15 protein-coding genes are annotated in these 25,699 nt (G+C 64.4%); 7 read left to right on the top strand and 8 right to left on the bottom strand.

What is annotated here, in order from left to right; translation table 11 throughout:
• The first annotated feature begins 39 nt into the window (after window positions 1-39).
• From QMK33_RS11915 to QMK33_RS11900, 4 genes are all read left to right on the top strand, one after another.
• On the top strand, window positions 40-1,143 hold the full coding sequence (locus QMK33_RS11915) for a tetratricopeptide repeat protein (RefSeq protein WP_283564812.1): 1,104 nt from the start codon (window positions 40-42) through the stop codon (window positions 1,141-1,143).
• A 31-nt stretch (window positions 1,144-1,174) separates the two neighbouring features.
• Window positions 1,175-3,244 carry an OmpA family protein gene (locus tag QMK33_RS11910; RefSeq protein WP_283564811.1) on the top strand — a complete coding sequence of 690 codons (2,070 nt, stop codon included), beginning with the start codon at window positions 1,175-1,177 and terminating at the stop codon, window positions 3,242-3,244.
• Between the two features lie 204 nt (window positions 3,245-3,448).
• The gene (gene rpe / locus QMK33_RS11905) at window positions 3,449-4,186 is read left to right on the top strand and encodes a ribulose-phosphate 3-epimerase (RefSeq protein WP_283564810.1); all 738 of its coding nucleotides are present in this window, start codon (window positions 3,449-3,451) and stop codon (window positions 4,184-4,186) included.
• A gap of 129 nt (window positions 4,187-4,315) precedes the next feature.
• Window positions 4,316-6,796 carry a TonB-dependent receptor gene (locus QMK33_RS11900; protein ID WP_283564809.1) on the top strand — a complete coding sequence of 827 codons (2,481 nt, stop codon included), beginning with the start codon at window positions 4,316-4,318 and terminating at the stop codon, window positions 6,794-6,796.
• A gap of 415 nt (window positions 6,797-7,211) precedes the next feature.
• On the opposite strand, the gene QMK33_RS11895 is transcribed toward QMK33_RS11900, so the two are convergent.
• The 7 genes from QMK33_RS11895 to QMK33_RS11865 all read right to left on the bottom strand — a co-directional run bounded on the left by QMK33_RS11895 (window position 7,212) and on the right by QMK33_RS11865 (window position 21,323).
• The gene (locus QMK33_RS11895) at window positions 7,212-9,290 is read right to left on the bottom strand and encodes a kojibiose hydrolase (protein WP_283564808.1); all 2,079 of its coding nucleotides are present in this window, start codon (window positions 9,288-9,290) and stop codon (window positions 7,212-7,214) included.
• Window positions 9,291-9,542: 252 nt separating this feature from the next.
• Window positions 9,543-11,108, bottom strand: coding sequence for a RagB/SusD family nutrient uptake outer membrane protein (locus tag QMK33_RS11890; protein WP_283564807.1), 1,566 nt, complete (start codon window positions 11,106-11,108; stop codon window positions 9,543-9,545).
• Window positions 11,109-11,128: 20 nt separating this feature from the next.
• Complete coding sequence (locus tag QMK33_RS11885; protein WP_283564806.1) at window positions 11,129-14,173, bottom strand: SusC/RagA family TonB-linked outer membrane protein; 3,045 nt, start codon at window positions 14,171-14,173, stop codon at window positions 11,129-11,131.
• 213 nt (window positions 14,174-14,386) lie between these two features.
• The gene (locus QMK33_RS11880; protein ID WP_283564805.1) at window positions 14,387-15,946 is read right to left on the bottom strand and encodes a glycoside hydrolase family 32 protein; all 1,560 of its coding nucleotides are present in this window, start codon (window positions 15,944-15,946) and stop codon (window positions 14,387-14,389) included.
• A gap of 27 nt (window positions 15,947-15,973) precedes the next feature.
• Window positions 15,974-16,864: a carbohydrate kinase family protein gene (locus QMK33_RS11875; protein WP_283564804.1), complete on the bottom strand. Its 891-nt coding sequence runs from the start codon at window positions 16,862-16,864 to the stop codon at window positions 15,974-15,976.
• A gap of 165 nt (window positions 16,865-17,029) precedes the next feature.
• A complete protein-coding gene (locus QMK33_RS11870; protein ID WP_283564803.1) occupies window positions 17,030-18,352 on the bottom strand; it encodes a sugar porter family MFS transporter in 1,323 nt (440 codons plus the stop codon).
• A gap of 199 nt (window positions 18,353-18,551) precedes the next feature.
• The gene (locus QMK33_RS11865; RefSeq protein WP_283564802.1) at window positions 18,552-21,323 is read right to left on the bottom strand and encodes a substrate-binding domain-containing protein; all 2,772 of its coding nucleotides are present in this window, start codon (window positions 21,321-21,323) and stop codon (window positions 18,552-18,554) included.
• 343 nt (window positions 21,324-21,666) lie between these two features.
• On the opposite strand from QMK33_RS11865, the gene QMK33_RS11860 reads away from it, so the two are divergent.
• Window positions 21,667-22,329 (top strand): alpha/beta fold hydrolase, encoded by a 663-nt coding sequence (locus QMK33_RS11860; protein ID WP_283564801.1) that lies wholly within the window; start codon window positions 21,667-21,669, stop codon window positions 22,327-22,329.
• Between the two features lie 20 nt (window positions 22,330-22,349).
• Here QMK33_RS11860 and QMK33_RS11855 read toward each other — a convergent pair whose 3' ends face one another.
• Window positions 22,350-22,997, bottom strand: a complete 648-nt coding sequence (locus QMK33_RS11855) for a cyclic nucleotide-binding domain-containing protein (RefSeq protein ID WP_283564800.1) — start codon at window positions 22,995-22,997, stop codon at window positions 22,350-22,352.
• A gap of 408 nt (window positions 22,998-23,405) precedes the next feature.
• Between QMK33_RS11855 and hisG the strand changes: the two genes are divergently transcribed.
• Together hisG and hisD are read left to right on the top strand one after the other, a co-directional pair.
• Window positions 23,406-24,257 (top strand): ATP phosphoribosyltransferase, encoded by an 852-nt coding sequence (gene hisG, locus QMK33_RS11850; protein WP_283564799.1) that lies wholly within the window; start codon window positions 23,406-23,408, stop codon window positions 24,255-24,257.
• A gap of 132 nt (window positions 24,258-24,389) precedes the next feature.
• Window positions 24,390-25,694: a histidinol dehydrogenase gene (hisD, locus tag QMK33_RS11845; protein WP_283564798.1), complete on the top strand. Its 1,305-nt coding sequence runs from the start codon at window positions 24,390-24,392 to the stop codon at window positions 25,692-25,694.
• Window positions 25,695-25,699 lie beyond the last annotated feature (5 nt).

Raw genomic sequence — 25,699 nt, 5'->3', positions numbered from 1 at the left:
TACCTTCGCGGGGCTACCCTTTGGGGACAGCATATTTCTATGCCGCGAACTACTACGTTGCTCACCGGCTGGCTAGCTGCCGCCGGGCTGCTGGCCGCCGCCCCGGCCCGGGCCCAGGTCGATACCGTGCGGGCCAGTACCCTGCCCGGCCCCCAGCTGGCCGAAAAAGCCTACAATGCCGGCCTGGCCAGCTACCAGGCCCAGAACTACCCGGCCGCGCTGGCCAGCTTCGGGCAGGCCCTGGCGGCCAAGCCGGACTTTGCGCCCGCCTACGCCAACCGGGGTGCTACCCGGCTGGCCCTTCAGGACTACCCCGCCGCCGAGGCCGACTACGACCAGGCCCTGAAGCTGGAGCCCACCAGCTACGCCCACTACTTTGGGCGGGGCCAGGTGCGCGAAGCCGCCGGCCGCGCCCCCGAAGCGGAGGCCGACTACGGCGAGGCGCTGAAGGCCAACCCCGCCTACGCGCCGGCCTGGTACAACCGGGGCGTGCTGCGCTTCGAAAAAGGCGCGTACGAGGCTGCCCTCACCGACTTCGACGGCGCGGTGAAGGCCGACCCCACCCAGGCCTACGCCTACCACGACCGCGCCAGCACCAACCTGCGCCTGGGCCACTACGCCGCCGCCGTGCCCGACTATACCCAGGCCCTGGCCTTGCAGCCCACGCTGCTGCCGGCGCTGCTCAACCGGGCCGCCGCCGAGCGCCGCACCGGCCAGCTGCCCGAGGCCCTGCGCGACTACGACGCCTACCTCACTCAAAAAACCGATAACCCGCTGGCCTTCACCAACCGCGGCAACGCGCGCTTCGAGAACAAGGACTACGCCGGGGCCGTGGCCGACTGCGACCGCGCCCTGGCCCTCGACCCTAAGTACGCCTACGCCTGGAATAACCGCGCCGCCGCCGAGCTCAAGCAGGAACAGTATGCCAAGGCCGTGGCCGACGCCACCGAGGCCCTGCGCCTCAACCCGCAGTACGCCGAGGCCTACCTCAACCGCGGCCACGCCCGCGAGATGCTGCGCCAGGCCGACGAGGCCTGCCAGGACTGGCGCCACGCCGCTGCCCTGGGCCGGCCCGAGGGCAACGGCTACGCCGCCGCCGCGGGCTGCGCGGGCGAAGCGGCCGAAGTGCCAGCCGTTAAGTAAGTATCAGACAATAAATTAGGTGAATAAGGTGGTGAAGATACGGAAGGTGGCCGCGGTAGCGGCGGTGCTGGGTGGGCTGCTGGCCGGCCCGGCCCACGCCCAGAGCGTGGAGTTTTCGAAGGAGAAATTCAGCGAGGATAAGCAAGGGCTGCGGGAGGCGCTGCGCGAGCTGAAGGCCGGCGACGCCGAATACTACGCCGACCCGCCCCACTACGCGCTGGCCCTGCCGCACTACCTGGCCGCCCAGCAGTTCAACCCCGATAATGCCGAGCTAAACATCAAACTAGGAGACTGTTACCTGCACTCGGGTACCAAGGCCCAGGCGCTAAGCTACCTGCAACGGGCCCAAAAGCTGGCCCCCGGCGCCGACCCGCGCACCCACTACCTGCTGGCCCGCGCCCTGCACCTGAGCGCCAAGTGGGGCGAGGCCATCAAGGAATACCAGCTGGCCGGCCCGCTCGCTGGGGGCCGCAAAGCGGCCGACGACCCGCTGGTGGTGACGGCCGAGGACCTGGCTCGCCGCGTGCGTGAGTGCCGCAGCGGCCAGGAATTGCAGAAGCACCCGGCCCGCGTGTTCATCGACAACGCCGGGCCGGCGGTCAACTCCGCGTACTCGGACTACGGCCCCGTGGTGTCGGCCGATGAGGCGGTGCTGCTCTTCACCTCGCGCCGCCCCAGCCGCCCCAACGCCCCCAAAGACCCCGACGGCGACAGCTACTTCGAGGATATCTACCAAACGGCCTGGCTCGGTAAAGACTGGTCGTCAGCTACTTCGCTGGGCGCACCCGTAAACGGCGACGGCCACGACGCTACCGTGGGCCTCGCGCCCGACGGCCAGCGCCTGCTCGTGTACGCCGATGCCAACGGCGGCGACATTGAAGAATCCAACCTCAAGGGCGCGGCCTGGGGCAAGCCCCAGCGCCTGGGCAGCCGCATCAACTCCAAGGCCCACGAGTCGTCGGCGGCCTACTCGCCCGATGGGCGCTACCTGTACTTTGTGAGCGACAAGGCCGAGGGTGGGCGCGGGGGGCGCGACATCTACAAGGTGGAAATCGACGGGCGCGCGCCGGCCGAAAACCTGGGCCTGGTCATCAATACGCCCTACGGCGAGGAGGCGGTGTTTCTGATGCCAGACGGCAAAACGCTGTACTTTTCGTCGGAAGGCCACAACTCGATGGGCGGCTACGACATTTTCAAATCGACCTTCGCCGACGGCAAGTGGGGCGAGCCTGAGAACCTGGGCTGGCCCATTAATACGCCCGACGACGACGTGTTTTTCGTGACCTCGGCCTCGGGGCGGCACGGCTACTACGCCGCCGAGCGGCCGGGCGGCCTGGGCAGCAAAGACATTTACCGCATCACGTTTCTGGGCCCCGAAAAGCCGCCCGTGCTCAGCGAGGAAAGCCAGCTGCTGGCCTCGCGCCTCGCGCCCCAGCCCCAAACGCTGCTGGCCCCGCCGGTGGCGGTGGCCACGGCCCAGGTTACCATCCTCAAAGGCACCGTAACCGACGACGCCACCCACCAGCCGCTGGAGGCCAACATCGACCTCATCGACAACAAGACGGGCCAGGCCATTGCCACTTTTCACAGCAACGCCACCTCGGGTAAGTACCTCGTGAGCCTGCCCTCGGGCCTCAACTACGGCATTGTGGTGCGGCAGGACGGCTACCTGTTTCACTCCGAAAACTTCGACCTGCCGGCCGGGGCCGCCTACGCCGAAGTGGTGAAGGATATCCCCTTGAAAAAGCTTGAAGTGGGCGTAGTTATCGTGCTGAATAACATCTTCTTCGACTTCGGCAAAGCCACCCTGCGCCCCGAGAGCACCGCCGAGCTGGAGCGCCTGCTCAAGCTGCTCACCGAGCAGCCCGCCCTGCGCCTCGAAATGGCCGGCCACACCGACAACATCGGCAAGCCCGCCGCCAACCAGGACCTGAGCCAGCGCCGCGCCCAGGCCGTAGTTAGCTACCTCACGCAGCACGGCATCGCGGCCGCCCGCCTGGCCGCCGCCGGCTACGGCGACACCCGCCCCGTGGCCCCCAACACCAGCGTCGGCGGCCGTCAGCTCAACCGCCGCACCGAGTTTAAGGTGACGGGCAAGTAGACAAATGGTAAGGAAGCAGGGAAGAATGTAGTGAAAAAAGAACGTCATGCTGAACGCAGTGAAGCATCTCTACCACGAGTGTAAACCAAATCGTTGGGATTAGTTAAGCGGTAGAGATGCTTCACTGCGTTCAGCATGACGTTCTTTTTCATACTGTTCTTTGCCGACTTACCGCCGTACTGCGGCGCCGTACTTTTGCCCCCGATGAGCCACTCCCTGCCCGACCCCATTTCTCCCCGCGCCACCCACCGCCGCGAGCCATTACTAGCCCCGTCGCTGCTGGCCAGCGACCTGGCCAACATTCAGGCCACCGCCGAAATGCTGGCTACCGCCGAGGCCGACTGGCTGCACTTCGACGTGATGGACGGCCGCTTCGTGCCCAATATCTCCTTCGGCCTGCCCATTCTGGAGGCACTGCGGCCCCACGCCCGGCAGCCCATCGACGTGCACCTGATGATAGAGCGGCCCCAGGACTACCTGGCCGCCTTCCGCGACGCGGGCGCCACCCACATTACCGTGCACTACGAGGTGTGCCCGCACCTGCACCGCGTGGTGGAGCAAATCAAGAGCCTGGGCTGCACCGCCGGCGTGGCCCTCAACCCCGCCACGCCCGCCAGCTTTTTGGTAGACATTGCCAGCGAGCTGGATTTAGTGCTCGTCATGTCCGTCAACCCCGGCTTCGGGGGCCAGACATTTATTCCGCACACGTTGCAGAAAGTGGCGATGGTCAAGGAGTTGCTACTCGATGCCGGCTCCGATGCCCTCATTGAGGTGGATGGCGGCGTGAGTCAGGCCAATGCCGCCGCCCTGGTGCAGGCCGGGGCCGACGTGCTGGTGGCCGGCAGCTTCGTGTTTAAGTCGCCCGGCGGGCCGGTGGCCACGCTGGCGGGCCTGCGCCGGCTGCTGCGCGAAGCCGCCCGGGAGCAGGCCGCAACTAAATAGGCCGCGGGCGTACGAAAAGCCGGGCCGAGCCAGTTAAAAAGCCGCTGGCGCGCCGCCGTGGCCGGCGTAGCTTTACGCGTATATTTTCTGCCGCCTCTGCATTTGAAGCCACTACCACTACTGCTTGTTTTGAGCCTGCTGCCGGTGGCCGCGCCCGTGCTCGCCCAGGATGCCCCCGCGCCGACCGCCACCGACCTCCCCACTCTCACTGGCACCGTGCGCGATGCTCAGGGCCGACCCCTGGAGCTGGTGGTGGTAGCGCTGGAGGGCCAGCCCGGTGGGGCTACCACCAACGCGCAGGGCGGCTTCACGCTGCGCCTCACCCGGCCCCTGAGCGGCCCGGTAACGCTGGTGGCCCGCCGCCTGGGCTACTTGCCTGTGCGCCAGAATCTTACCCTGCCTGCCGATGCTGGCCAGCCCCTGCGCCTGGCCCTGCAACCCGATACCAAGGCCCTGGGCGGCGTTACGGTGCGGGCCCGCTCGGCCGGGGCCGATACCCGCGAGCAGGCCAGCCTCATCCAGCTCGACCCGCGCACGGCCAAGGTTATCCCGTCGCCGTTTGGGGATTTCAATGCCATTTTGAAGACGCTGCCGGGCGTGGTGAGCAACAACGAGTTGAGCAGCACCTACAACGTGCGCGGCGGCAACTACGACGAGAACCTGCTCTACGTCAATGGGTTTGAGGTGTACCGGCCGTTTCTGGTGACGCAGGCGCAGCAGGAGGGCCTGAGCTTCATCAACCCCGACCTGGTGCAACGCGTTGACTTCAGCACCGGCGGTTGGCAGCCGAAGTACGGCGACAAGCTGTCCTCGGTCCTCGATATTCAGTATAAAGAGCCCGAGAAGTTTGCGGCATCGGCCACGGCCAGCCTGGTGGGCGGCGCGGCCCACGCGGAAGCGCGTTCCGCCAACGGCCGGGTGAGTTACCTGGCCGGCGTGCGCTACAAAAACGCGCAGTACGTGTTCAATGCGCTCAAGCAAAACCAGGGCAACTACAACCCGACCTTCTACGACGGCCAGGCCTACGTGAATATTGGCCTGGGCAAAAAAGGCGGCGACTTGCAGAAAACCAGCCTGGGCATCCTGGGCGTGGTGGCCCACAACGACTACCGCTTCGTGCCCGTGAGCGGGCAGGTCACGTTTTCGACTAATACCAACCAGTTTGCCCGCGTCAACATCTACTACGATGGCCGTGAGCGCATGCAGTACGACACCTACCAGGGCGGGCTCAACCTGAAGCACAATTTCCACCCCGGCCTGCAAGTCGAGCTGCTGGCCTCGGCGCTGCTCACCCGCGAGTTTGAGTTCAGAGACGTGGAGGCGGCCTACACGTTTTCCGACGTCAACCGCGACCCCACCAGCCCTGATTTCAACCAGACGGTGCGCCAGCGCAACATCGGCTCCAGCTTCAACCACGCCCGCAACGACCTCACGGCGCGCGTGTACACGGGCGAGCTGCGCGGCCGCTGGAACCCCGGCGGCGACCCCGCCGGCCCGCACCAAATCCGGTTCGGCGTGAAAACGGGCCGCGAAATCATCCATGACCAAATCGACGAGTACAGCTTTGCCGACTCGGCCGACTACGTGCCCGATGCCCGCCGCACCCGCCTGGCCGCCGACCTCACCCTCGAAAGCCAGCGCACCCAGGGCTACGCGCAGCACACCTGGCAAATCGACACCCTCAAAACGCTGACCTACGGCGTGCGCGCCCACTACTGGTCGGTGAACAAGCAGACGGTTATCAGCCCGCGGGTGCAGTTCTCCTCGCGCGACCGCCGCCACCCCGAGCGCAGCTGGAAGCTGGCGGCCGGCCTCTACGCCCAGCCGCCCTTTTACCGCGAGCTGCGCGACCGCATGGGCCAGCTCAACCCCGAGCTGCGGGCCCAAAAGTCGCTGCATTTCGTGCTGGGCCGCCAGGTGGAGCTGCACCTCATGAACCGGCCCTTCCGCCTCAACACGGAGGCCTACTACAAGCGCCTCACCGACGTGGTGCCCTACGAAATCGACAACGTGCGTCTGCGCTACTCGGCCAAAAACAACGCCACCGCCTACGCCGCCGGCCTCGAAACCCGCCTCAGCGGCGAGTTTGTGAAAGGGGTAGAGTCGTGGCTGAGCCTGAGTTTATTGACTACCAAGGAGTTGATTGCTGGCGATTCAGTTATTACCTACGATGCGAAGGGCGTGAAAACCGGCGTGCAGCCGCTGGGCTACATTCGCCGGCCCCAGGACCAGCGCCTCACGGCCAGCATCTTCTTCCAGGACCACCTGCCCGCCAACCCCTCGGTGCGCGGCTACGTGAACCTGGTGTTTGGTACCGGCCTGCCTTTCAGTCCGCCCGGCCTGCCGCAGTACCGCGGCGCCAACGCCCTCACCAGCGCCTACCAGCGCGTCGATATCGGCTTCTCCAAGGTGCTGAGCCTGCGCGCCACGCCCAAGGAGCACCCCGCCTCGCTCGAAAGCCTGTGGCTGGGCCTGGAAATCCTCAACATCCTGGGGGCCAACAACGTGGCCAGCTACAGCTACTTGCAGGACGTGAACGCCCGCACCTACGCCGTGCCCAGCTACCTCTCGCAACGCGTACTGAACGTGAAGGCCGTGGCCCGGTTTTGACGTGTGGGGTCGTCGTTAGCTCTATGTGTTAATCGTTCGATGCAGCTACCTTTGGCGCATCGAACGGTTAATTTCCCTCACCACACGGCGGCCCCTGAAAAGGCGAAGCCCCGGCTGTGGGGACAGACGGGGCTTCAAGAAGTAGGTGGAAAAAGCACCTAAACTTCTCTCCTGACAATGAGGAAAAAACGTGCGATGCAACTACTGCAAGACTGGTGGAAGCCAGTGTTGGTGGGGTTTGTGAGCGGAGCAGCTAAAGCCGTAGGCTTTTTGCTGTTCTCTTACTTACTCCGGTAGTGGATAAGGGGTTGGCCGATAGGCTGGCCCCTTATTTTTTAGCCCGCTAGCGAGCTAACTACTGGTAAATATACGCGGCCAGCCGTGATTTTGGTTCAACGCCGCGCCCGCCCGCGGCCTACCGGCCCACCGAGTACGTTTTCTGCTGCCCGCCCACACCCGTAATTTTCAGCGACTGCCAGCCCGTGGGCAGGGTGCTTTTACGCTGCCCGATGCCCGTGGGCGTGATGTCGAGCCCGCCGAAGCCCATGAGCACGGCTTGCAGCACGCCGCCCGCGCCGGTGGCGAAGTAGGGGTTGGTGCCGCCCTTGGTTTCAGCGATGACCCGGAAGGGCGGCAGCAGGTTGGGCACATAAGCATCTTGGAACCACAGCTTAGCCTTGTCGGCGTTGCCGAGGCGGGCGTAGAGCAGGGCAAAAATGCCCTGCGTCATGGCGGGGGTGCCCTCGTTGGGCACGCGGGTTTCGTAGTAAGCCAGGTCCTTTTTAATTTGAATAGGGTCTTTGATGACGCCCAGCGGGTAGGCCAGCAGGTTGACGTCGCCCTGCTTGATGCCCTCGCCGTGGTAGGTGGCGTGCTCCTGGGTTACGCCATCGGGCATTTTGAGGAGGGGAATGTTGCGGGCCACCAGCAGCCAGTCGGGGTCGGCGGGCAGGCCCAGCAGCTTGGCGGCGGCGGCGGCGTTTTGCAGGTTCACCTGGGCGGCGGCATTGGTAAAGGCGTCGTTATCAACGTTCTCCGCCCACTCGTCGGAGGCTACCACGTTCTTGATATCGTAGTGGCCGGGGCCGTTGCGCTCCACGCGGCTGGCCCAGAAATCGGCGGTGGCCGCCAGAATGGGCCAGCCCTTCTCACGCAGCCAGGCTTTGTCCTGGGTTACGCAGTAGTACTGCCAGGCCGCCAGCGCCACGCAGGCCGAAATATGGTGCTCAAACGGCCCGCTGAGGGCCCACACGGGCGTTTCCTCCACGCCGGTATCGGCGCTTTCCCAGGGGTACATGGCGCCCTTGTAGCCGTGGGCGAAGGCGTTGTGGCGTGCCGCGTCGAGCCGGCGGAAGCGGTACTCTACCAGCGACTTGGCGATGTCGGGGTGCATGACCAGCAGGGCCGGGAACATCCAGAAATCGCTGTCCCAGAACACGTGGCCGTTGTAGCCCAGGCCCGAGAGGCCCATGGGCGAGGGCGAGTAGTCGGTGCCGGCCCGCGAAAAGCTGTAGAGGTGGTACAGCATCGAGTGCACGTCCTGCTGGGCCTGGGCGTCGCCGGTGAGCTCGATGTCGCTGAGCCACAGCGCGTCCCAGGCTTGGTTGTGGAAGGCCAGCAGGCGCTCGCGGCCCTCCAGGCGGGCAAATATGGTGAGGCGCTCGGCCTCGTTGAGCGGGTCGGGGTGGTGGGCCGAGGTGATGCTGGAGCCCGCCACGGCGTAGGCGTAGGTTTGGCCGGCCTTCAGCGTTTTGCTGAACTTCATGAGGTGCTGGTTGCTGTCCCACATCTCGTGAATTACGCGGGGCTCCTGGCCGTGCGGCTCGCTGAATATAAAGCTGTTGGAGGCGCAGAGCTGGAGCTTGCCGGTACTGCTTTTGGCCGACGAGGTGAGGAGCTGCAGCGTGGCGTGGGGCCGGTCGATTTCGTTGTAGTAGTTCTGCACGTCGCGCAGGGCATCGGGGGCGTCCATGACGCTGGCGGCGGTGAGGGCCACGTCCTGCCGGGCCGTAATGCTCACATCGACCAGCACCGTGAAGGGCAGCTGGCGCAGGGCGTAGTAGGTATACTTGATAGTGGCCTTGTCGCCGTAGTCGAAGGTAGTGGTGAGCGAGGCGTGGCGCATGTCCAGCTCCTGCCGGAAATTGCGGGCATCCTGGCTGCCGAGGCGGTGGCCGTCCACCTCCAGGTACATATTCAGTAAGTTAAAGCTGTTGAGGAAGTTACTGACCCGGCCCCGGCCGTACTGGTCGTAGGCCCCGGCCAGCACCACGCTCTTGACCTGAAACGGCTCGGCCGACGATACGATGCCCAGCATGCCGTTGGCCACCGTTTCGCCGTAGTAGTTGCGCGGGTCGATTTTATCGGCGGTGATGCGCCAGGGGTCGGGCGCTGGGGCTTGGGCCTGCGCTGGTTGGGCCGCGGGCGGGCCGGCTAGTAGCAGGGCCAGCGCGGGTAGCAGGAGTTTCAGCTTTGGAGTTGGGGAGGGCAGCATGGGGCGGGAATGGCTAGAAGGCGGCAGAGGAACCGGGCGCGCCAGTGGCGGCCGGGGTGGCAGTCTCGGTTTTAGTGGGTTGGTTGCGTGCAGCCAAGACAATTATTTATAAATAGTTGTCAATCAATAAATTACAAATAATATCCCAAGTGATGCTTAAAAGCCTGGATAAGCTTACCCAACGACCCAAACGGACACAAAACGGCCGCCGAAAGCTGCGCATGCGCAGCCGCTGGCGGCCGAAAAGAAGGCTTAGTAGCCGGGGTTCTGCGTGATATTGGCGTTCACATCTACCTGCGTCTGCGGAATGGGATAAATCAACCGGATGGGGTCGCTGGCGGGCTTGTCTTTGCGGGCTAGCAAAAACTTGCCGAAGCGAACCATATCCTGCCGCCGCCACGACTCCCCGTACAACTCCCGGCCCCGCTCATCGAGCAGGATATCCAGCGTGAGGGTGGGCAAGACACTAGCCCCGCGGCCGGGGTCCGTGCGAATCGCATTGACGATGGCCAGGGGCGTGTTGCCGTACGTGCCGGCGCTGGTGCCCGTGCCACCGCGCAGGATGGCCTCGGCCTTCATCAGCAGCACGTCGGCCAGGCGGAAGCTCACGTGGTCGTTTTCGCAGCCGTTACCCCCTTTTGCTTCGCTCACGTAGTCAACGGGGTACTTTATGGGCCGGATACCCTTCGCTTCCAGGTCGGAACCGGTTTCAAAGAGGTTGATTTCCTGGGTAAAAATCAAGGGCGCGCCCCCTCGCGTCTGCACTGGCTTATCATTGGTGAGGTCGTATTGCTGCCCGACGAGAAAGCCGACGTTGATGCGGTTGCCCGGATTGGCAGGGCCGCCGGCAACCTGGTAGGCGACTCCCCGGCGCTTATCGGTGGCTTCAAACAGGCTGTAGAAACCGGCCGTGGTGGCGGGGCCGTTGTAGCCGTTGACCGGCACCAGGTTATAGTGCGACACGAACTTCCAGAAGTCGCGGGTAGGGCCGCTGTTGCCAAAGGTATTCTCCTGAGTAAAGATATTCTCCTTGCCAATGGCCGTGTTGTTGGGCGCGAAGTTGTCGAAGACGCTGGGCGCGAACGCGTACTTATTGCTGCCGATAATCTGGTCGGCCAGCGCAATAACCTGGTTCATGTCGGCCGCGGCAAACGTGGGGGCGGCCCGGTTAGCGTACACGCCCTTGTTGAGGTAGCACTTCATCAGCAGCACCCGGGCGGCATTCTTATTGGCCTTACCGGCGGGGCCGTCGGGCAGTTTGTCCTGAATGGCGGTGATTTCGCTTATGATGAAGGTGAGCGCCTCCGTACCCTTGCGCACCCGCGAGAGCTGGCTCAGGTCCTCGCCGGGCTCGCGGTATAGCACCTGGTCGTAGAGGTCGAGCAGCAAGTACATGGACCAGGCCCGTATAAACCGGGACTCGGCATCCTGCTGGGGGCTGGGCGAGAAGCGCAGCAGGTCGGTAGAGGAGTAAACGATGCCTTCGAGCTGGTTGAAGGTGTCGCGCACCCGCTCGTTGTTGGGGTCCCAGGTGTGGTTGAACAGGGCGCGCCACTTGCCGTTGTCGTCCCAGTCGGGGCCGCGGGTGGGCATGATGCGGGCATCCGTCGATACTTCTTCCAGGGCAAATACGCTCACGCAGCCCTGAATGGGGTCGCGCTGCGCGTTGTACACGCCTTGGAGCAGGGCCGAAGGGTCGCCCTTCGGAATCTGGTCTTCCGTAAGCTGGCCAGCCAGGTTTTCTTTAACCGAGCAGCTGCTAGCCACCTGAAGCAAGCCCAGCGCGGCCGTTGCCCAGATAATTTTGGGATATTTCATGGCAGAGATAAAGTAAAGGATTACAGCGAAAAGTTGACCCCAAACGTGAAGGTGCGGGGACTGGGATAGGCTAGGTAATCGATGCCGACCGAGGGCACCTGGTTGGCACCCACCTTGATGGTGTTGATTTCCGGGTCGAAGCCAGAGTACTGGGTAATCACGAACAGATTTTGCCCCGTGGCGTAGACGCGGACCCCCTTGGCGAAGCTGGCTACGTCGCCAAAGGCGTAGGCGAGGGTCAGGTTCGACATTTTCAGGTAGTTACCCTTTTCCAGGTAGCGCGTGGAAGCGGCCGATGGGTTGCCTACCGATTCCTTGGTCGGGTTTTCAAACGTGGAGAGGGCAATGTTTTTGCCCGCCCCGATACCGCCCACGGCTCCCACCGCGTTGAGCGTGTTGTTGTAAATCATCTGGCCAAACACCCCGGTCAGGTTGGCAATCAGGCTCAGCTTGTTGTAGCGCGCGTTGAGGCCCGCGCCCAGCAGGGTGCGGGGGTTGGGGCTACCCGCGTACGTAAGCGCCGCGGGGAAGGGAATGGACAGGCCTTTTTCGTCCAAGCCCTGGTACTGGGGTAGAAAAAACGCGTTGATGGGATACCCGTTACGGATAAGCTGCGCCGTGGCTCCTGATAAGCCCTGCCCGTTGATGGCGCCGGTTATGATGTTGGCCCCTTCCAGGTCCTTCACTTCGTTGCGAATAAACGTGGCGTTCGCATTGAAGCCTACCTCCACTTTATCACTACGTACCAGCGTAGTACCCAATGCCAGCTCTACGCCCTGGTTCACAATTTTGGCCCCGGCCAGGTTACGCCACTGAATGGTTTGCACCGGCGGCGCGGGCTGCCCAGGCACCGTTGGAAACAAGAGGTCGCTGGTGACTTTATTAAAGTAATCGACCGTGAAGGTGAGCCGGTTATCAAACGCCCCAATGTCGATACCCGCGTTGAACTGCTTGTCCGACTGCCACTTCAAATCCGGGTTGGCGGCGTTGAGGGGGGCCTGCGCGCCGTTGTCGTTAAGGGAGAAGCGCGCCTGCGCTGAGCCCGCCGGAAACTCCTGGTTGCCCGTGAGGCCGTAGCCGGCCCGCAGCTTGAGCTGGGTGAGCTTATCGGCCGGAAAAAAGGATTCCTGGCTCACGTCCCAGGCGGCGGCGAAGGAAGGGAAGTAGCCCACCCGGTTATTGGGGCCAAACTTACTACTCTCGTCGCGGCGCAACGTACCGGTCAGCACGTAGCGGTTCTTGTAGTTCAAGATGGCCCGCCCGAAAACGGATTGCAACGAGTAGGTAGGGTCGATGAACGACGACACTAGGCGGTTGCCGGCGGCCGAAGCCTGAATGTAGTTGGTATAGTCGAGGCCAAAGACGCCAAAGCCCCCCGCGGCGGCATTGCCATAGGCATTGACATTGGTGCCCGAATTGGCAAATTTCGTGTACTCGTAGCCTACCAGCGCATTGATGTTCAAATCGGTAGTTACCGCCTTGTTAAAGGTCAGGGTATTGGCGATTTGCTGCGTAGTCAGCTCATTATTGCCGACGCTGGCATAGCCCTGGTTCTGAATACCGGGGTAGTTGATGAGGCGCTGGTCGATGGAGGTGCGCCGCCCGCCCGTGTTGTAGTTCACGCTCACCAGCGTCCGGAACTGGAGCCATTCGGTGAACTTGTAGTAGGGGGCGGCACTGGCCAGGATGGTCGTTACCTTGGAGTTATCGTTGAAATACTCCTGGGCGGCCAGGGGGTTCACCACGTCGCCGGCCACCACGTAGAGCGAGCCATCGGGGTTGCGCAGCGGCTGCGTGGGGTTCCACTGCAAGGCCTGCCCAATCAGGCTGCCCCGGAAGCCGGCATCGGTCGTAATCGGGGCTAGCTGCTCCTGAAACTGGCTGGTGGCGATGTTGATGTCCACGCCCAGCTTCTTGCTTTCCAGAAATTGGAAGTTTGTGGAGAGGTTCGCGCTGTATTTTTTGAAATCCGTCCGGCGCACGATGCCCTGCTGGTCGAGGTAGCCAATGGAAAGCCGGTAGCGGCCGGTTTCGTTGCCGCCGCTCATGGCCACGTTGTAGTTCTGCACGTAGCCGGTGCGCAGCACGGCATCCAGCGCGTTCACGTCCCCACCCTTGTCGTAGCTGTTCGCACCGGAGTTGGGCAAGCCGTAGTACACCAGCGCCTGGCGGTACTGGTCGGCATTGAGAAACTTGGGCCGGCGCAGCAGGGTTGAGAAGCCGTTTGATATCCCCAGGCTCAGGCTTGGGGCACCCGATTGGCCTTTTTTAGTGGTAATGAGCACCACCCCGTAGGCTGCCCGGGAGCCGTAAATAGCCGTGGCTGAAGCATCTTTGAGAACCGTTACCGTCTCTACATCACTGGGGTTCAGAAAGTTGAGCGGATTGCTGTCGGCTCCGGCCCCCACGTCGGTGGAGCCCACCAGGCCCGGCCGGGCCGAGCGCCCATCGAGTGGCACGCCATCTACCACGTACAGCGGCTGGCCCGTGCCCGTTACGGCCGAGTTGCCCCGGATGCGGATGGTAGCCGCCCCGCCGGGCTGCCCGCTGCTGTTGGTTACCTGCACCCCCGACGTGCGGCCCTGAATGAGCTGGTCGGGCGAGGTGAAGGTGCCCCGGTTGAAATCCTTTTCCCCCAGTACTGCTACGGCCCCGGTCACGTCCTGCTTGCGGGCCGTGCCGTAGCCCACTACTACTACGTCGCCCAGGGCCTGGGCATCGTCCTGGAGGGCTATCGTTACCGTGGATTTGCCCACGATGCTCACCGTTTGCTTGGCGTAGCCAACAAACGAAATCGTGAGGGAGGTAGCCGTGGCGGGCGCCTGCAGCTGGAAGCCGCCGTCGGCCCCGGTGCTGGCCCCGATGGTGGTGCCGGTAACCAGCACCGTAACGCCCGGCAGGCCGGTGCCGCTGGCATCCGTGACCTTGCCCGACACCTCGCGGGCGGTCTGGGCGAAGCCCACTACGGGCAGAAAAAGGGCCAGCAGCAGCGTTTTGCCGCTGAGGGCCGACCGGGCCGCCGGCTGCTCGTAGGCTTGGTGCGTGGAGTAACTAGTGTTACGCATGAGTGAAAAAGGGTTGAAATGGTGGGAATCCTACCTGGCCCCCGGCCGGGGGCCAGTCTGCCGCCGCGGCTTCCGGCCGGGAGCCGCGGCAACATTCAGTACGTTACTTAAGGCGAAACAAAACTAATAAAAGTCTAACCGATAAGGGGTTACTTGGCTAAAGGGTGAGGGGGCAAGGTAGGTAAAAGAAATTGAAAAGCCAGCTTATCCCCCCTAAAGCCGCGCCGCCGCGCTGAGGTCGGTGAGGCGCAGGCCGCTCACCTGGGCCGGGCCGCCGTCGGCGTGCAGGGTGAGGCGGCCGGCGTGCTGCCGCGGAAAAACCAGGTCGGTAAGGGTCACCTCGCCGTTTTGGGCAAACACCTCCACTACCGACTTGTCCACCAGCACCCGCAGCTGCAGCTGGCCGTTTTGCAGGGGCACGCGCACCGTTTCCACGGTGCTGGCAAACAGCGGGTTGAAGCCCACGTTGCCCGACTGCGTGCGGTCGAGCGTGAGCTCCTGCCGGGCCACGTCGTAGCGCAGCGCGGTGCACTCGGCCTCGCTCTGCAACACGTTTAACGTCACTGTTTTAGCCGTGCCGGGGGTAAGCGTTAGTTCCACTTCGTAGGCCTCGCCCCGGAAGGGCACCTCGTAGCCCGCCGGGCCGGGCTTGAGGGTTAGCTTGGGTACGCTGAGGGCCTGCTTGCCGCGCTGGCGCAGCTCGGGCACGGGCAGCTGGTTGAGCACCAGGCCCTGGGGCGTGCGGCGCAAACTCAGCTCGCGGGGCACGGCGAAGCTGCCGCGCCACGCGGGGCCGGTGGGCACGTCGCGGGCGTAGGCCCAGTTGTTGGTCCAGCCCACCAGGATGCGCCGGCCGCCGGGCGCGTCGTTGAAGGTGACGCCGGCGAAGAAATCCTTGCCAAAGTCGAGGTACGTGGGCTCGTCGTAGGCCTGGTCGGGGGTGAAGGCTTTGCCATCAAACTGGCCCAGGAAGTACTGCTGGCCCCGAAACTCCTCGGTGGGGTTGCCGGCCGAAATCAGCAGCACCCACCGGGTGCCGCCGCCGGGCACGGGCAGCTCAAACAAATCGGGGCATTCCCACTCGCGCACCGTGTTGCCGGCCTGGCCCCAGCGGCTCATAAAGGTCCAGTCCTTCAGGTTTTTAGACTCGTAGAGGTACACCAGCTGGCGGTCGGCCTTCACGGTGGCCATCACCCACTTTTGCTGGGGCGCGTACCAGAATACCTTGGGGTCGCGAAACTCCTTGCTGCCGATGTCGAGCACCGGGTTGCCGGCGTAGCGCTGCCAGGTGCGGCCGTGGTCGAGGCTGAAGGCCAGGTTCTGGTGCTGGGCCAGCACCACGCCCGGCCGCTCCACGTGGCCGGTATAAAAGGCCACCAGCCCGTCGGTCTGGCCCTTCGGAAACAGGCCCGAGGTGTTGTCCTTATCGGCCACGGCGCTGCCCGAAAAAATCATCGTGTTGCTGCCGTCCGCGTTCTTGTACTCGGTGAGGGCCACCGGCTGGGGCGTCCAGCGCACCAGGTCGGGGCTGGTGGCGTGGCCCCAGCTCAGGTGGCCGGGGTCGGCGCTGTAGGGGTTGTACTGGTAAAAAAGCTGGTACTGCCCGTTGCTGAAAATCAGGCCGTTGGCATCATTAAGCCAGTTTTTGGGCGCGGTGAAGTGGTACGCCGGCCGGTAGGGGTCGGCCGCGCCCGGGCCCGTCGGCGCGGGCGTTTGCGCTGGGCTGTTCACAGCCCCCAGCAGGGTAAAAGCAGCGAGGAACGCGTGTTTCATGCCAAAGAGAAGCGGAGAAGAAAAAAGCTAGGCGGCGGCCGGGGTGGTGCTGGCCAGCTGCCGCACCTGGGCTTCCGAAATGGCCGGCGTGGCGCCCAGGTGGCTGGCTACCAGCGAGCCCGCCGCGCAGGCAAAGGCCAGGTACTCGGCCGGGGGCTGGCCGGCCAGCCAGCCCTTGAGCAGCGCCGCCAAAAAGGCATCGCCGCTGCCAATGGTGTCCTGCACCTGCACCGCAATGCCGGGGCTGCGGTACAGGTGCTGGCCCACCCAGAGCACGGCCCCGTCGGCGCCCTTGGTCACGCACACGGCCTGTAGCCCAAACCGCTCGGCCAGCCAGCGCAGGGCGGTTTCCTCGGCGGAACTTACTCCAAACCAGCCCATTATCTCGGCCAGCTCGTGGTGGTTGAGCTTCACCACGTCGGCCTGGTGCAGCAGGTAGGTCACGCCGTCGCGCGAATAGTGGGGGGTGCGCAGGTTCACGTCGAACACCTTGAGCGGGGCCTGTTGCAGCAGCCGGTACAGGGTTTCGCGCGAGGGGGCCTGGCGGGCGGCCAGCGAGCCAAACACGAAGGCCTCGGCGGTTTCGACCAGCGCGCTCAGCGCGGGCGTGTACTGGATATAGTCCCAGGCCACGGGCTTCACTATCTGGTAGGTGACTTCCATGCTGTCGCTCACGTTGGCCTTCACCACGCCCGTGAGGTGGGTTTCGCCGCGCTGCACGTAGGCGGTGCCAATGCCCTTCGACGCCACAAATTCGAGCAGCTCGGCCCCCAGGTCGTCGTGGCCCACGCGGCTGATTATCTGGGCCTCCAGGCCAAAATTGTGCAGGTGCACCGCCACGTTGAGGGGCGCGCCGCCGGGCTGCCGGCCCGTGGGCAGCACGTCCCAGAGCATTTCTCCAAAGCAAGCAATGGCCATGTGGGGAGGGAGAGTAAATGAGTAGCTGAGTGAATGAGTAAATTATTAGTGCTAAAGAAGAGAAAAATAAATGATTAAATTATTGACAATCAATAATTTATGGAAGATTTTAATGAAGTTTCAAATCCCTCTCCGTTACTCATTTACTCAGCTACTCATTTACCGCTAATGTAGGACCAGCGTTTTTTCGACTTGTTCCAGGCTGCGGCCTTTGGTTTCGGGCATGAAGCGGAGCACGAATACCAGCTGGAGCACCATCATGGCGCAGAAGAAGGCGAAGGTGTGGCCGCCGCCCAGGTGCTCGGCAAACCAAGGGAAGGTGAAGGCGATGAGCGTGGCCATAACCCAGTGCGTGCTGGAGCCCAGCGCCTGGCCCTTGGCCCGCACGGCGTTGGGGAAAATCTCGGAGATGAACACCCAGATAACCGCCCCTTGCGAAAAGGCGAAAAAGGCGATGTACCCGAACAGCAGCACCGGCACGGTGTAGCCCGTAAACTGCTGGCTGTAAAAGGCCCGCGCCACCAGCCCCAGCGTGGCAATGAGCCCCACCGAGCCCACCAGCATGAGCGTGCGCCGCCCAAACCGGTCAATCAGATTCACGCCCAGCAGCGTGAAAACGAAGTTGACCAGCCCGATGCCCGTCGAGGAGAGCAGGGCCGCGCCCTGGCCCAGCCCGGTCATCTCAAAAATGCGCGGGGCGTAGTAAATGATGGCGTTGATGCCCGATACTTGGTTGAAGAACGCGAAGGCCACGGCCAGCAGCACCGGCGTGCGGTACTGCCGCGCCCAGAGCGAGCTGCTCTCGCCGGCCGCGGCCGACTGCGCCGTGAGGATGGCCGCCACGTCGGCGTCTACGGTGCGGGGGCTGATGAGGGCCAGCACCTCGCGGCCGGCGGCCAGGCGGCCGTGCAGCAGCAGCCAGCGCGGGCTTTCGGGCACCCGAAACAGGAACAGCAGGAACGCCACCGCTGGCACGGCCTGCACGCCCAGCATCAAACGCCACGAGTGGGCGCCCACGTTGGCCAGCAGGTAGTTGGAGAGGTAGGCGGCCAGAATACCGAACACGATGTTGAACTGAAACAAGCCCACGAGCTTGCCCCGCGAATCGGGCGGCGAAATCTCGGAGATGTAGAGCGGGGCCGTAACCGACGACGCGCCCACGCCCAGCCCGCCCAGAAACCGGAACACCAGAAACGGCACCCAGGCCGGGGCCAGCGCCGCGCCCAGCGCCGACACCAGGTAGAGCACCGCAATCCAGCGCAGCGTCTGCCGCCGGCCGAGCCGGTCGCTGGGGATGCCGCCAAACATGGCCCCCAGCACCGTGCCGATGAGGGCGATGGAAATGGTGAACCCGTGCTCGAACGCGCTCAGCTGCCAGAGCTGCTGAATGGCTTTCTCGGCCCCCGAAATCACGGCCGTGTCGAAGCCGAACAGGAAGCCCCCGAGCGCCGTAACGATGGACCAGAAGAGCACTTTGCGTTGAACCATGAGAAAGCCAGCAGGAGCGTTTCCTCAAAAGTCCAGCTTTATCCCGGTAAAGGCCTGCTGCTTTCTTTCAAATACGTGCAGGATTCTTGCAAAGCAGCGTATTTGATATAACGCTTTGATTTACAAGAGTTTAGCATATTATAAGAATCAGAAACTGAGAAGATATCATCAGTTTTTCGACAAGACTTGCAGAATTTCATCAGGAATGATGGGGCGCGTGCAGGGCTTTGTACTCGGAGGGCGACACCTGGTACTTGCCCTTGAAGAGGGTGGCGAAGTAGGAGGGCGAGGAGAAGCCCGTTTGGTAGGCCACCTGGGCAATGGAGCTGCCCTCGTGCAGCAGCAGCTGCCGGGCCTTGGTGAGGCGCAGGCCCTGGATGTAGTCCGTAACGCCGGTGCCGAGCAGGGCCTTCACCTTGCGGTAGAGCTGCATCTGCGACACGCCCAGGCTGCGGGCAATGTCGTCCACGCTCAGGCCGGGCCGGTCGAGGTTGGCCTCGATAATGGCCGTGAGGTCGGCCAGAAACTTCTGGTCCACCCGCTGCGGGGCCACGGTGGGGGTGTCCACGCTCAGTTCGCGGCGGAAGTGCTCGCGCTGCTGCTCGCGGTTGCGCAGCAGCGTGCGCAGGCTTTCGAGTAAAAAGGCCGGGTTGAAGGGCTTGGTGAGGTAGAGGTCGGCCCCGGCCTGCACGCCGGCCAGGCGCTGCTCGGGCGCATCCTCGGCCGTGAGCAGCACCAGCGGAATGTGGGAGGTGCGCCAGTCGCGCTTGAGGGCGGCGGCCACCTCCAGGCCGCTGAGCCCGGGCAGGTTCACGTCGCACACCACCACGTCGGGGATGGTTTCGCCGGCCAGGCGCAGGCCGGTGGCCCCGTCGGCGGCCGTGCTCACCTGGAAGTGCGGCTGGAGCTTCTGCACCAGAAAGTTGCGCACTTCCTCGTTGTCCTCCACCACCAGCACCGTGGCCGTGGCGCGGGCCGGCGGGGCGGGGTCGGGCAGCTCGGCGGGCTCGTGGTCGAGCACGCTGGCCGGGGCCGGGGCGTAGGGCGGGGCCGCGGGGCTGGCCTCCAAAAAGGTGGCCGGCTTGGTCAGCGGCAGGCGCACCTCGAAGGTGCTGCCGTGGCCCGGCTGGCTCCGAAACGAGAGCGTGCCTTCGTGCAGCCGGGTGAGGCCCTCGGCCAGGGCCAGCCCCAGCCCCGAGCCGCCCGCCGAGGGCTGGCTGCCCTGGTAAAACCAGCCCATGATGCGCGGCTGGTCGCTTTCGGCAATGCCGCGGCCGTTATCTTCCACGCTTACCCGTACCGCGTTGGTGGCCGGCTCGCGCTGGATGCTTACCGTAATCTGCCCACCGCGGTCGGTGTACTTAAAGGCATTGGAGAGCAGGTTGGAAAACACCTTATCCAGGATATCGCCGTCAAACCAGAGGCTGATAACCGGCTCGGCGGGCAAAAACCGGAAGGCGATGCCCTGGCGGTGGGCCGTTTTCTCAAACGCATCCAGCAGCTCGCGCACGAAGGCCACCAGGTTGCCCTCGGTGGCGCGCACGGCCATGCGGCCCACGTCGATTTTGCGAAAATCGAGCAGCTGGTTCACCAGCTGCAGCAGGCGCTGGGCGTTGCGGTGCACCAGCTTGAGGTCGTGGCGCTGGCTAGCCGTGAGGTCGGAGGGGGTGGTGAGCAGGTCCTCCACCGGCCCCAGGATGAGGGTGAGTGGGGTGCGCAGCTCGTGCGAGAAGTTGGTGAAGAAGCGCAGCTTGGCCTCTGAGGAGCGCCGGGCGTCCTCGGCCAGCTGCTCGATGCAGTTGCGCTGGGTGCTTATCTCGGCGTTCTGGCCCTCCAGTACCCGCCGGATGCGCCGGTTGAGGCGCGACGAGCGCCAGGCCAGCGCCCCCAGGGCCAGGGCCACCAGCAGGCTGCCCACCAGCCCGTACACCGTTGTTTTTTGGCTGGCGTAGCGGCGCATCTGCTCGCGCAGGCGCATTTGCTGCTGCCGAATGGCCTCCCGCTGGGCCGCCAGCTGCTCGGTCTGGGCGAGCATGGTGCCCACGTTGGTCGAGTCTATCACCATCGTGCCCAGCACGTTGTCCTTCGTAAAAGGCTCGTGGCGCAGAATGCGCAGCGCCGTGCGAATGGCCTGCTCGCCCCCCGTGGGGTAGAGCAGCGTGGCCTGGAGGGCGCCGTCCTGCACCAGGCGCAGGCCATTGCCGGGCCCGGCCAGCCCATCCACCCCCACAATGCGCACCCGCTGGGTAAGGCCCATTTGCTGCACTACCTGGTAGGCGGCCTGCGCCATGGGGTCGTTGTGGGCAAAGATGAGGTTGGTGCCCGGGTGGGCGCGCAGCACGGCCGGCAGCTGCTGCAACACCGTGGCGGGCTGCCAGTTACCAGCTACCTGGGCCACGAGGTGCAGCCGCGGGTAGCCCGCCAGCGCCTGCCGGAAACCCAGGTCGCGGTCGGTGGCCGGCGACGAGCCGGCCTGGCCCGTAATCTGCACTACCTGGCCGCGCCGCCGCAGCAGCTGGGCGGCGTAGTGGCCGGCCGTGCGGCCCACTTCCTGGTTGTTGCCGCCCACGTAGGCCGTGTAGAGGCGCGAAGTAGTCTGCCGGTCGAGGATAACCACCGGAATGCCCTGGTTGTAGGCGGCCTCGGTAAGGGCGGTGAGCGGGCCCGACTGATTAGGGGAAATCAGTAGTAAATCAACGCGTTGGCGAATAAGCTCCCGCACCTGCTGCTGTTGCAGGGTACTGTTGTTGCGCGCGTCCAGCATCTGAAACTGCACGTTGGGGTGAAAGCTAAGCTCTTTCTCTATCTCGGCCTGCATAGCCCGGCGCCAGGCGTCGGTGGTGGTGCACTGCGAAAAGCCAATCCGGTACACCGGCTCCTGGGCAATGGGGGCGCAGCCCGCCGCCAGCAGCAGCAGGCCTGCCAACGGCCGCCGACCGGGCCAACTAATACGTAAGCTGAATTTGTTCAACGGGTAAGAAATGAGGGCAGCAACGAGGAGCCAGCAGTAGCCTGGCTACCAGCCAGACAGGCAGCAGAGGCCGGCGTAGCACTGGCCGCCCCGGCTCGCCGGCTAGTCGTAAAGTAACTACGGCGAGCCTGAACCGGGCCGGTGGCCACCCCGACTCCCGGCCGGCCGGGGCCCAGGTAGCGGTGGGGTAGAGGCAGATACGCTGCTTGCCGACTAAATTACGCCCCGGTGCGGCCCTCGGTTTTGCGCCACAGGGGTGGGTTGGCCCCGGCCACCGCTGCTTCAGGCAGGTTTTTCTTCGTTTCTGCCGCGCCCAGCGTATAGTATCGTATAGACCCGGACCATGAAACGCATTCTGCTGCTGCACGGCTACACCGAAGCCGGCTTCATCTTCGACACCCTGCGCCCGCTACTGCCTCCGGCCGCTGAGGTCCTAGTCCCCGAGCTGGAAGCCGATTTGGCGCAGTGGCCGCCCGGCACCCCGCTCACGGCGGTCACGCTGGCCCGCTACCTGGCCGCCCGCTACCGCATTGGCCCGCACGACGTGCTCATCGGCCACTCGATGGGCGGCTGGCTGGCGGCTTACATAAAGGAGCAAACCGGGGCCACGGCCATTCTGCTGAGCGGCTTCACCGACCAGGCCAAGATTGTGGCCGCCGTGCGCCGGCCCTGGGTGCTGGCGCTGGCCGCCCGCTCGGGCCTGCTGCAAAGCCGCCTGGCCAGCTGGCACTCACTGCGGCGCTACCGGTTCGACGAGTCGCGGGGGCTGCACACGCAGCTGGTGGGCCGCACGCCGCAGCTGGGCCGCCGCTACCTGTGGCAGCAGTTGCAGCTGCTATTTGCGCCGGTGCCCCCGCTCACTACCGCGCCCGAGTTGCGCCTGCACGCGCGCCGCGACCACATCATTCGCCCGCCCGACGAGCCCTATGGGGAGCTGCCCGGCGACCACTTCGCGCATTATTTCTACCCCCGGCTGGTGGTGGAGGCTATTCGGCCTTTTTTGTAGTACTAAGCTCAACCAGGCCCTTATACTTCTTTTGAAGTCGACAGCAAGCCTACCGTACAGCGCCAAAAAAAATATAAGTCAGAAGCAAAGAAATATAAGTAAATGCCCACTAGTACGGGCGTAGCCAGCGCGGCCCCTAAGCGCTTGAGAACGCTGGTTGTTGCGGTCCGCGCCAAAAAGAAAAGCTGGAGCAGGTAGGAAGGCAATAGCCCGGCAAAGAAAAAGAGCGTTATGAACCCCTGGCCTTCCAAATCATGGTCTCCACCACCATAAAGCCTGATGCCTGCATCGTGAATACAAAGTAGGAACGCCGTAATTATGGCAGCGCTGAGCGGGTGGCGAGGCTGCCCATGGCTGTTGACGAGTAGAGTGAGAGCCAACAGTAGTAGCGGGGTAAAAAGGATGCCAGACGGGGCATCCTGATTATCCAGCAAGCTATGGAGTAAACAAAGGGCCAGGGCAAGCAAGCTGCTAGTTAACAAGGACATACGGATTAGAGAAAACACCAGCCCGCGCTCGATGAAATAGACCCGGCCCGCCACCTGGCCCGGTTGCAGCAGCACGTGCCGGGCGGGTAGCTCCGCGCGCCGCACGGCGGTGGCCAGGGCCGCCCGCAGCGCCGGGCTCAGCGGCGCAATGGCTGCGAGGGCCGTGAGGAAGTCAGCCATGCCCCGAAGGTAGCCGCGTGCGCCGTTTTTGCGTAAGGGGCGTTAGATTTCGGCCGCCCGGCCTACCTTTGCCCCACGATGACCCCCGTTTGCCGCTCCACGTCTGCCCTTAGCCCCGCGCTCCCGGCCCCTTTTTCGGGGTTGGCCGCTGCCCGGCGGGCTCCGTCGCCGCTGGGGGCTGCGCCGCAGCACCACCATCACCATCTGTAGGGGACCGGGCAACCGGGCTGGCCGCTACGCCGTAGCTAGTTGCCAGCCGCTCGCGTCTCCACCGCCGCCCCGCCTTCGGGCTGGAAAACACCTTTTCCTCGTTTGGGTTTTACCAGGGTGCCGCCGGCCCATCAGCCGCCGTAGTGCCTTTTAGTTACGCCGGCTGCCCCATTGCGGGTGGCCAGCCTTTTTATTCTCATGCTGCGCATTGCCATTCAAAAGTCCGGCCGCCTCTCGGAGGACTCCCTCAAGCTCATCCGCGAGTGCGGCATCAGCTTCGTCTCGTCGTCCTATAAGCTGAAGGTCGAGGCCAGCAACTTCCCGCTCGAAATCCTCTACCTGCGCGACGACGACATTCCTGGTTACGTGCAGGACGGCGTGGCCGACCTGGGCATTGTGGGCCAGAACGTGCTGGTGGAAGCCGGCTGCGCCGCCCTCGAAGTCGAAGCCCTGGGCTTCAGCAAGTGCCGCCTGAGCCTGGCCGTGCCCCGCGGGGCCGACTACCACTCGGTGGCCGACTTGCAGGGCAAAAGCATTGCCACCTCGTATCCCACCATCCTCGGCGACTACCTGGCCGGCGAGGGCGTGCGGGCCAACCTGCACACCATTAGTGGCTCCGTTGAAATTGCGCCCAGCATTGGGCTGGCCGAGGCCATCTGCGACATCGTGAGCAGCGGCTCGACCTTGCTCGGCAACGGCCTGCGCGAAGTCGAAACCATTTTCCGCTCCGAGGCCGTGCTCATTGCCGCCCCCAACCTGAGCCCCGAAAAGCAGGAGCTGCTCAACCAGCTGCGCTTCCGCATGCAGGCCGTGCGCCGCGCCCAGCGCTCGAAGTACATCGTGCTCAACGCCCCCCTGGCCGCCCTCGACGCGGTGAAGGCGCTGCTGCCGGGCATTAAGTCGCCCACCGTGACGCCGCTGGCCGAAGAAGGCTGGGTATCGGTGCAGTCGGTGGTGGAGGAAGACAAGTTCTGGCACATCGCCGGCGAGCTGCAGGCCATTGGCGCCGAAGGCATCCTGGTGCTGCCCATCGAGAAACGGGTAGGATAATTTTTTGAGCTGTTAGCTTATAGCTGCCAGCCGTTAGCTTTTTCTTGTTCAGGAGAAAGCGACGAGTAGTAGGTAGTCTTTGCTCAGAAAAAAGCTAACAGCTAGCAGCCATAAGCTAACAGCTAAAGAACCATGCAAATTTTCCATAACCCCGCCCGGGCCCAGTGGCCGACGCTTCAGCAGCGCCCGCTGGCGGGCAGCAATGCCGCCATTCTGGCCCGCGCCGGTGAAATTTTTGACGACGTAGCCCGGCGTGGCGACGAGGCCCTGCGCGACTACGCCGCCGAGCTCGATGGCGTGCCCGCCCTGGCCGACCTGCGCGTGAGTGCCGAAGAGCTGGCTGCTGGGGCCGCCCAGGTGCCCGCCGAATTGCAAGTAGCTATCCGTCAGGCAATTAAAAATATTACTGCCTTCCACGCCGCCCAGCAGCCGCCGGCCGTGGAGGCGGAGGTCGAAACCATGCCCGGCGTGCACTGCTGGCGGCGCAGCGTGGCCGTGCCGCGGGTGGGCCTCTACGTGCCGGGCGGCTCGGCCCCGCTATTCTCTACCTTATTAATGCTGGGCATCCCGGCCAAGCTGGCGGGCTGCCGCGAAATTGTGCTCTGCACGCCGCCCGGCCGGGGTGAGGGCCGCATTGCGCCGGCCATTCTTTTTGCCGCCCAGGAGCTGGGGCTGACGACCATTATCAAGGCCGGCGGGGCGCAGGCCGTGGCCGCGCTCACCGTGGGCACCGCCTCGGTGCCGGCCGTGGATAAGATTTTTGGCCCCGGCAACCGCTACGTGACCGCCGCCAAGCAGCTGGCTGCCCAGCGCGGAGTAGCCATCGACATGCCCGCCGGCCCGAGCGAAGTCCTGGTTATCGCCGATGCCAGCGCCAACCCAGCCTTCGTGGCCGCCGACCTGCTCTCCCAAGCCGAGCACGGCCCTGATTCGCAGGTGGTTTTGCTTACCGATTCGGAGGCCTTATTAAACGGAGTAGTAACGGAGCTGGAGCGCCAGCTGCCGCTGCTGCCCCGTGCCGAAATCGCGCGCCAGGCCCTCACCGAAAGCCGCGGCCTGCTGCTGCCGGATATGGCCACCATGCTAGCCTTCAGCAACGAGTACGCCCCCGAACACCTCATCCTGGCCGTGGCCGCCCCCGAGGAATTGGCCGCCGACATCTACAACGCGGGCTCGGTCTTCATGGGTCACCTCACGCCCGAGGCGGTGGGCGACTATGCCTCCGGCACCAACCACACGCTGCCCACGGGCGGCTACGCCCGCGCCTACAGCGGGGTGTCGCTTGATTCGTTCTACAAGAAAATCACGTTCCAGCAGCTCGCCCCCGCCGGCCTGCTCGCGCTAGCCCCGGTAGTAGAGCCCATGGCCCAGGCCGAAGGCCTGCACGCCCACGCCCACGCCGTGGCCCTGCGCCGCGAGGCCTTGAGCCAGATGTAAGACGG

Source organism: Hymenobacter sp. H14-R3 (genome assembly GCF_030063445.1).
Classification (GTDB): Bacteria; Bacteroidota; Bacteroidia; order Cytophagales; family Hymenobacteraceae; genus Hymenobacter.
Note: the sequence above shows the minus strand (reverse complement) of the source record. Positions and strands in the feature narration are given on the sequence as shown.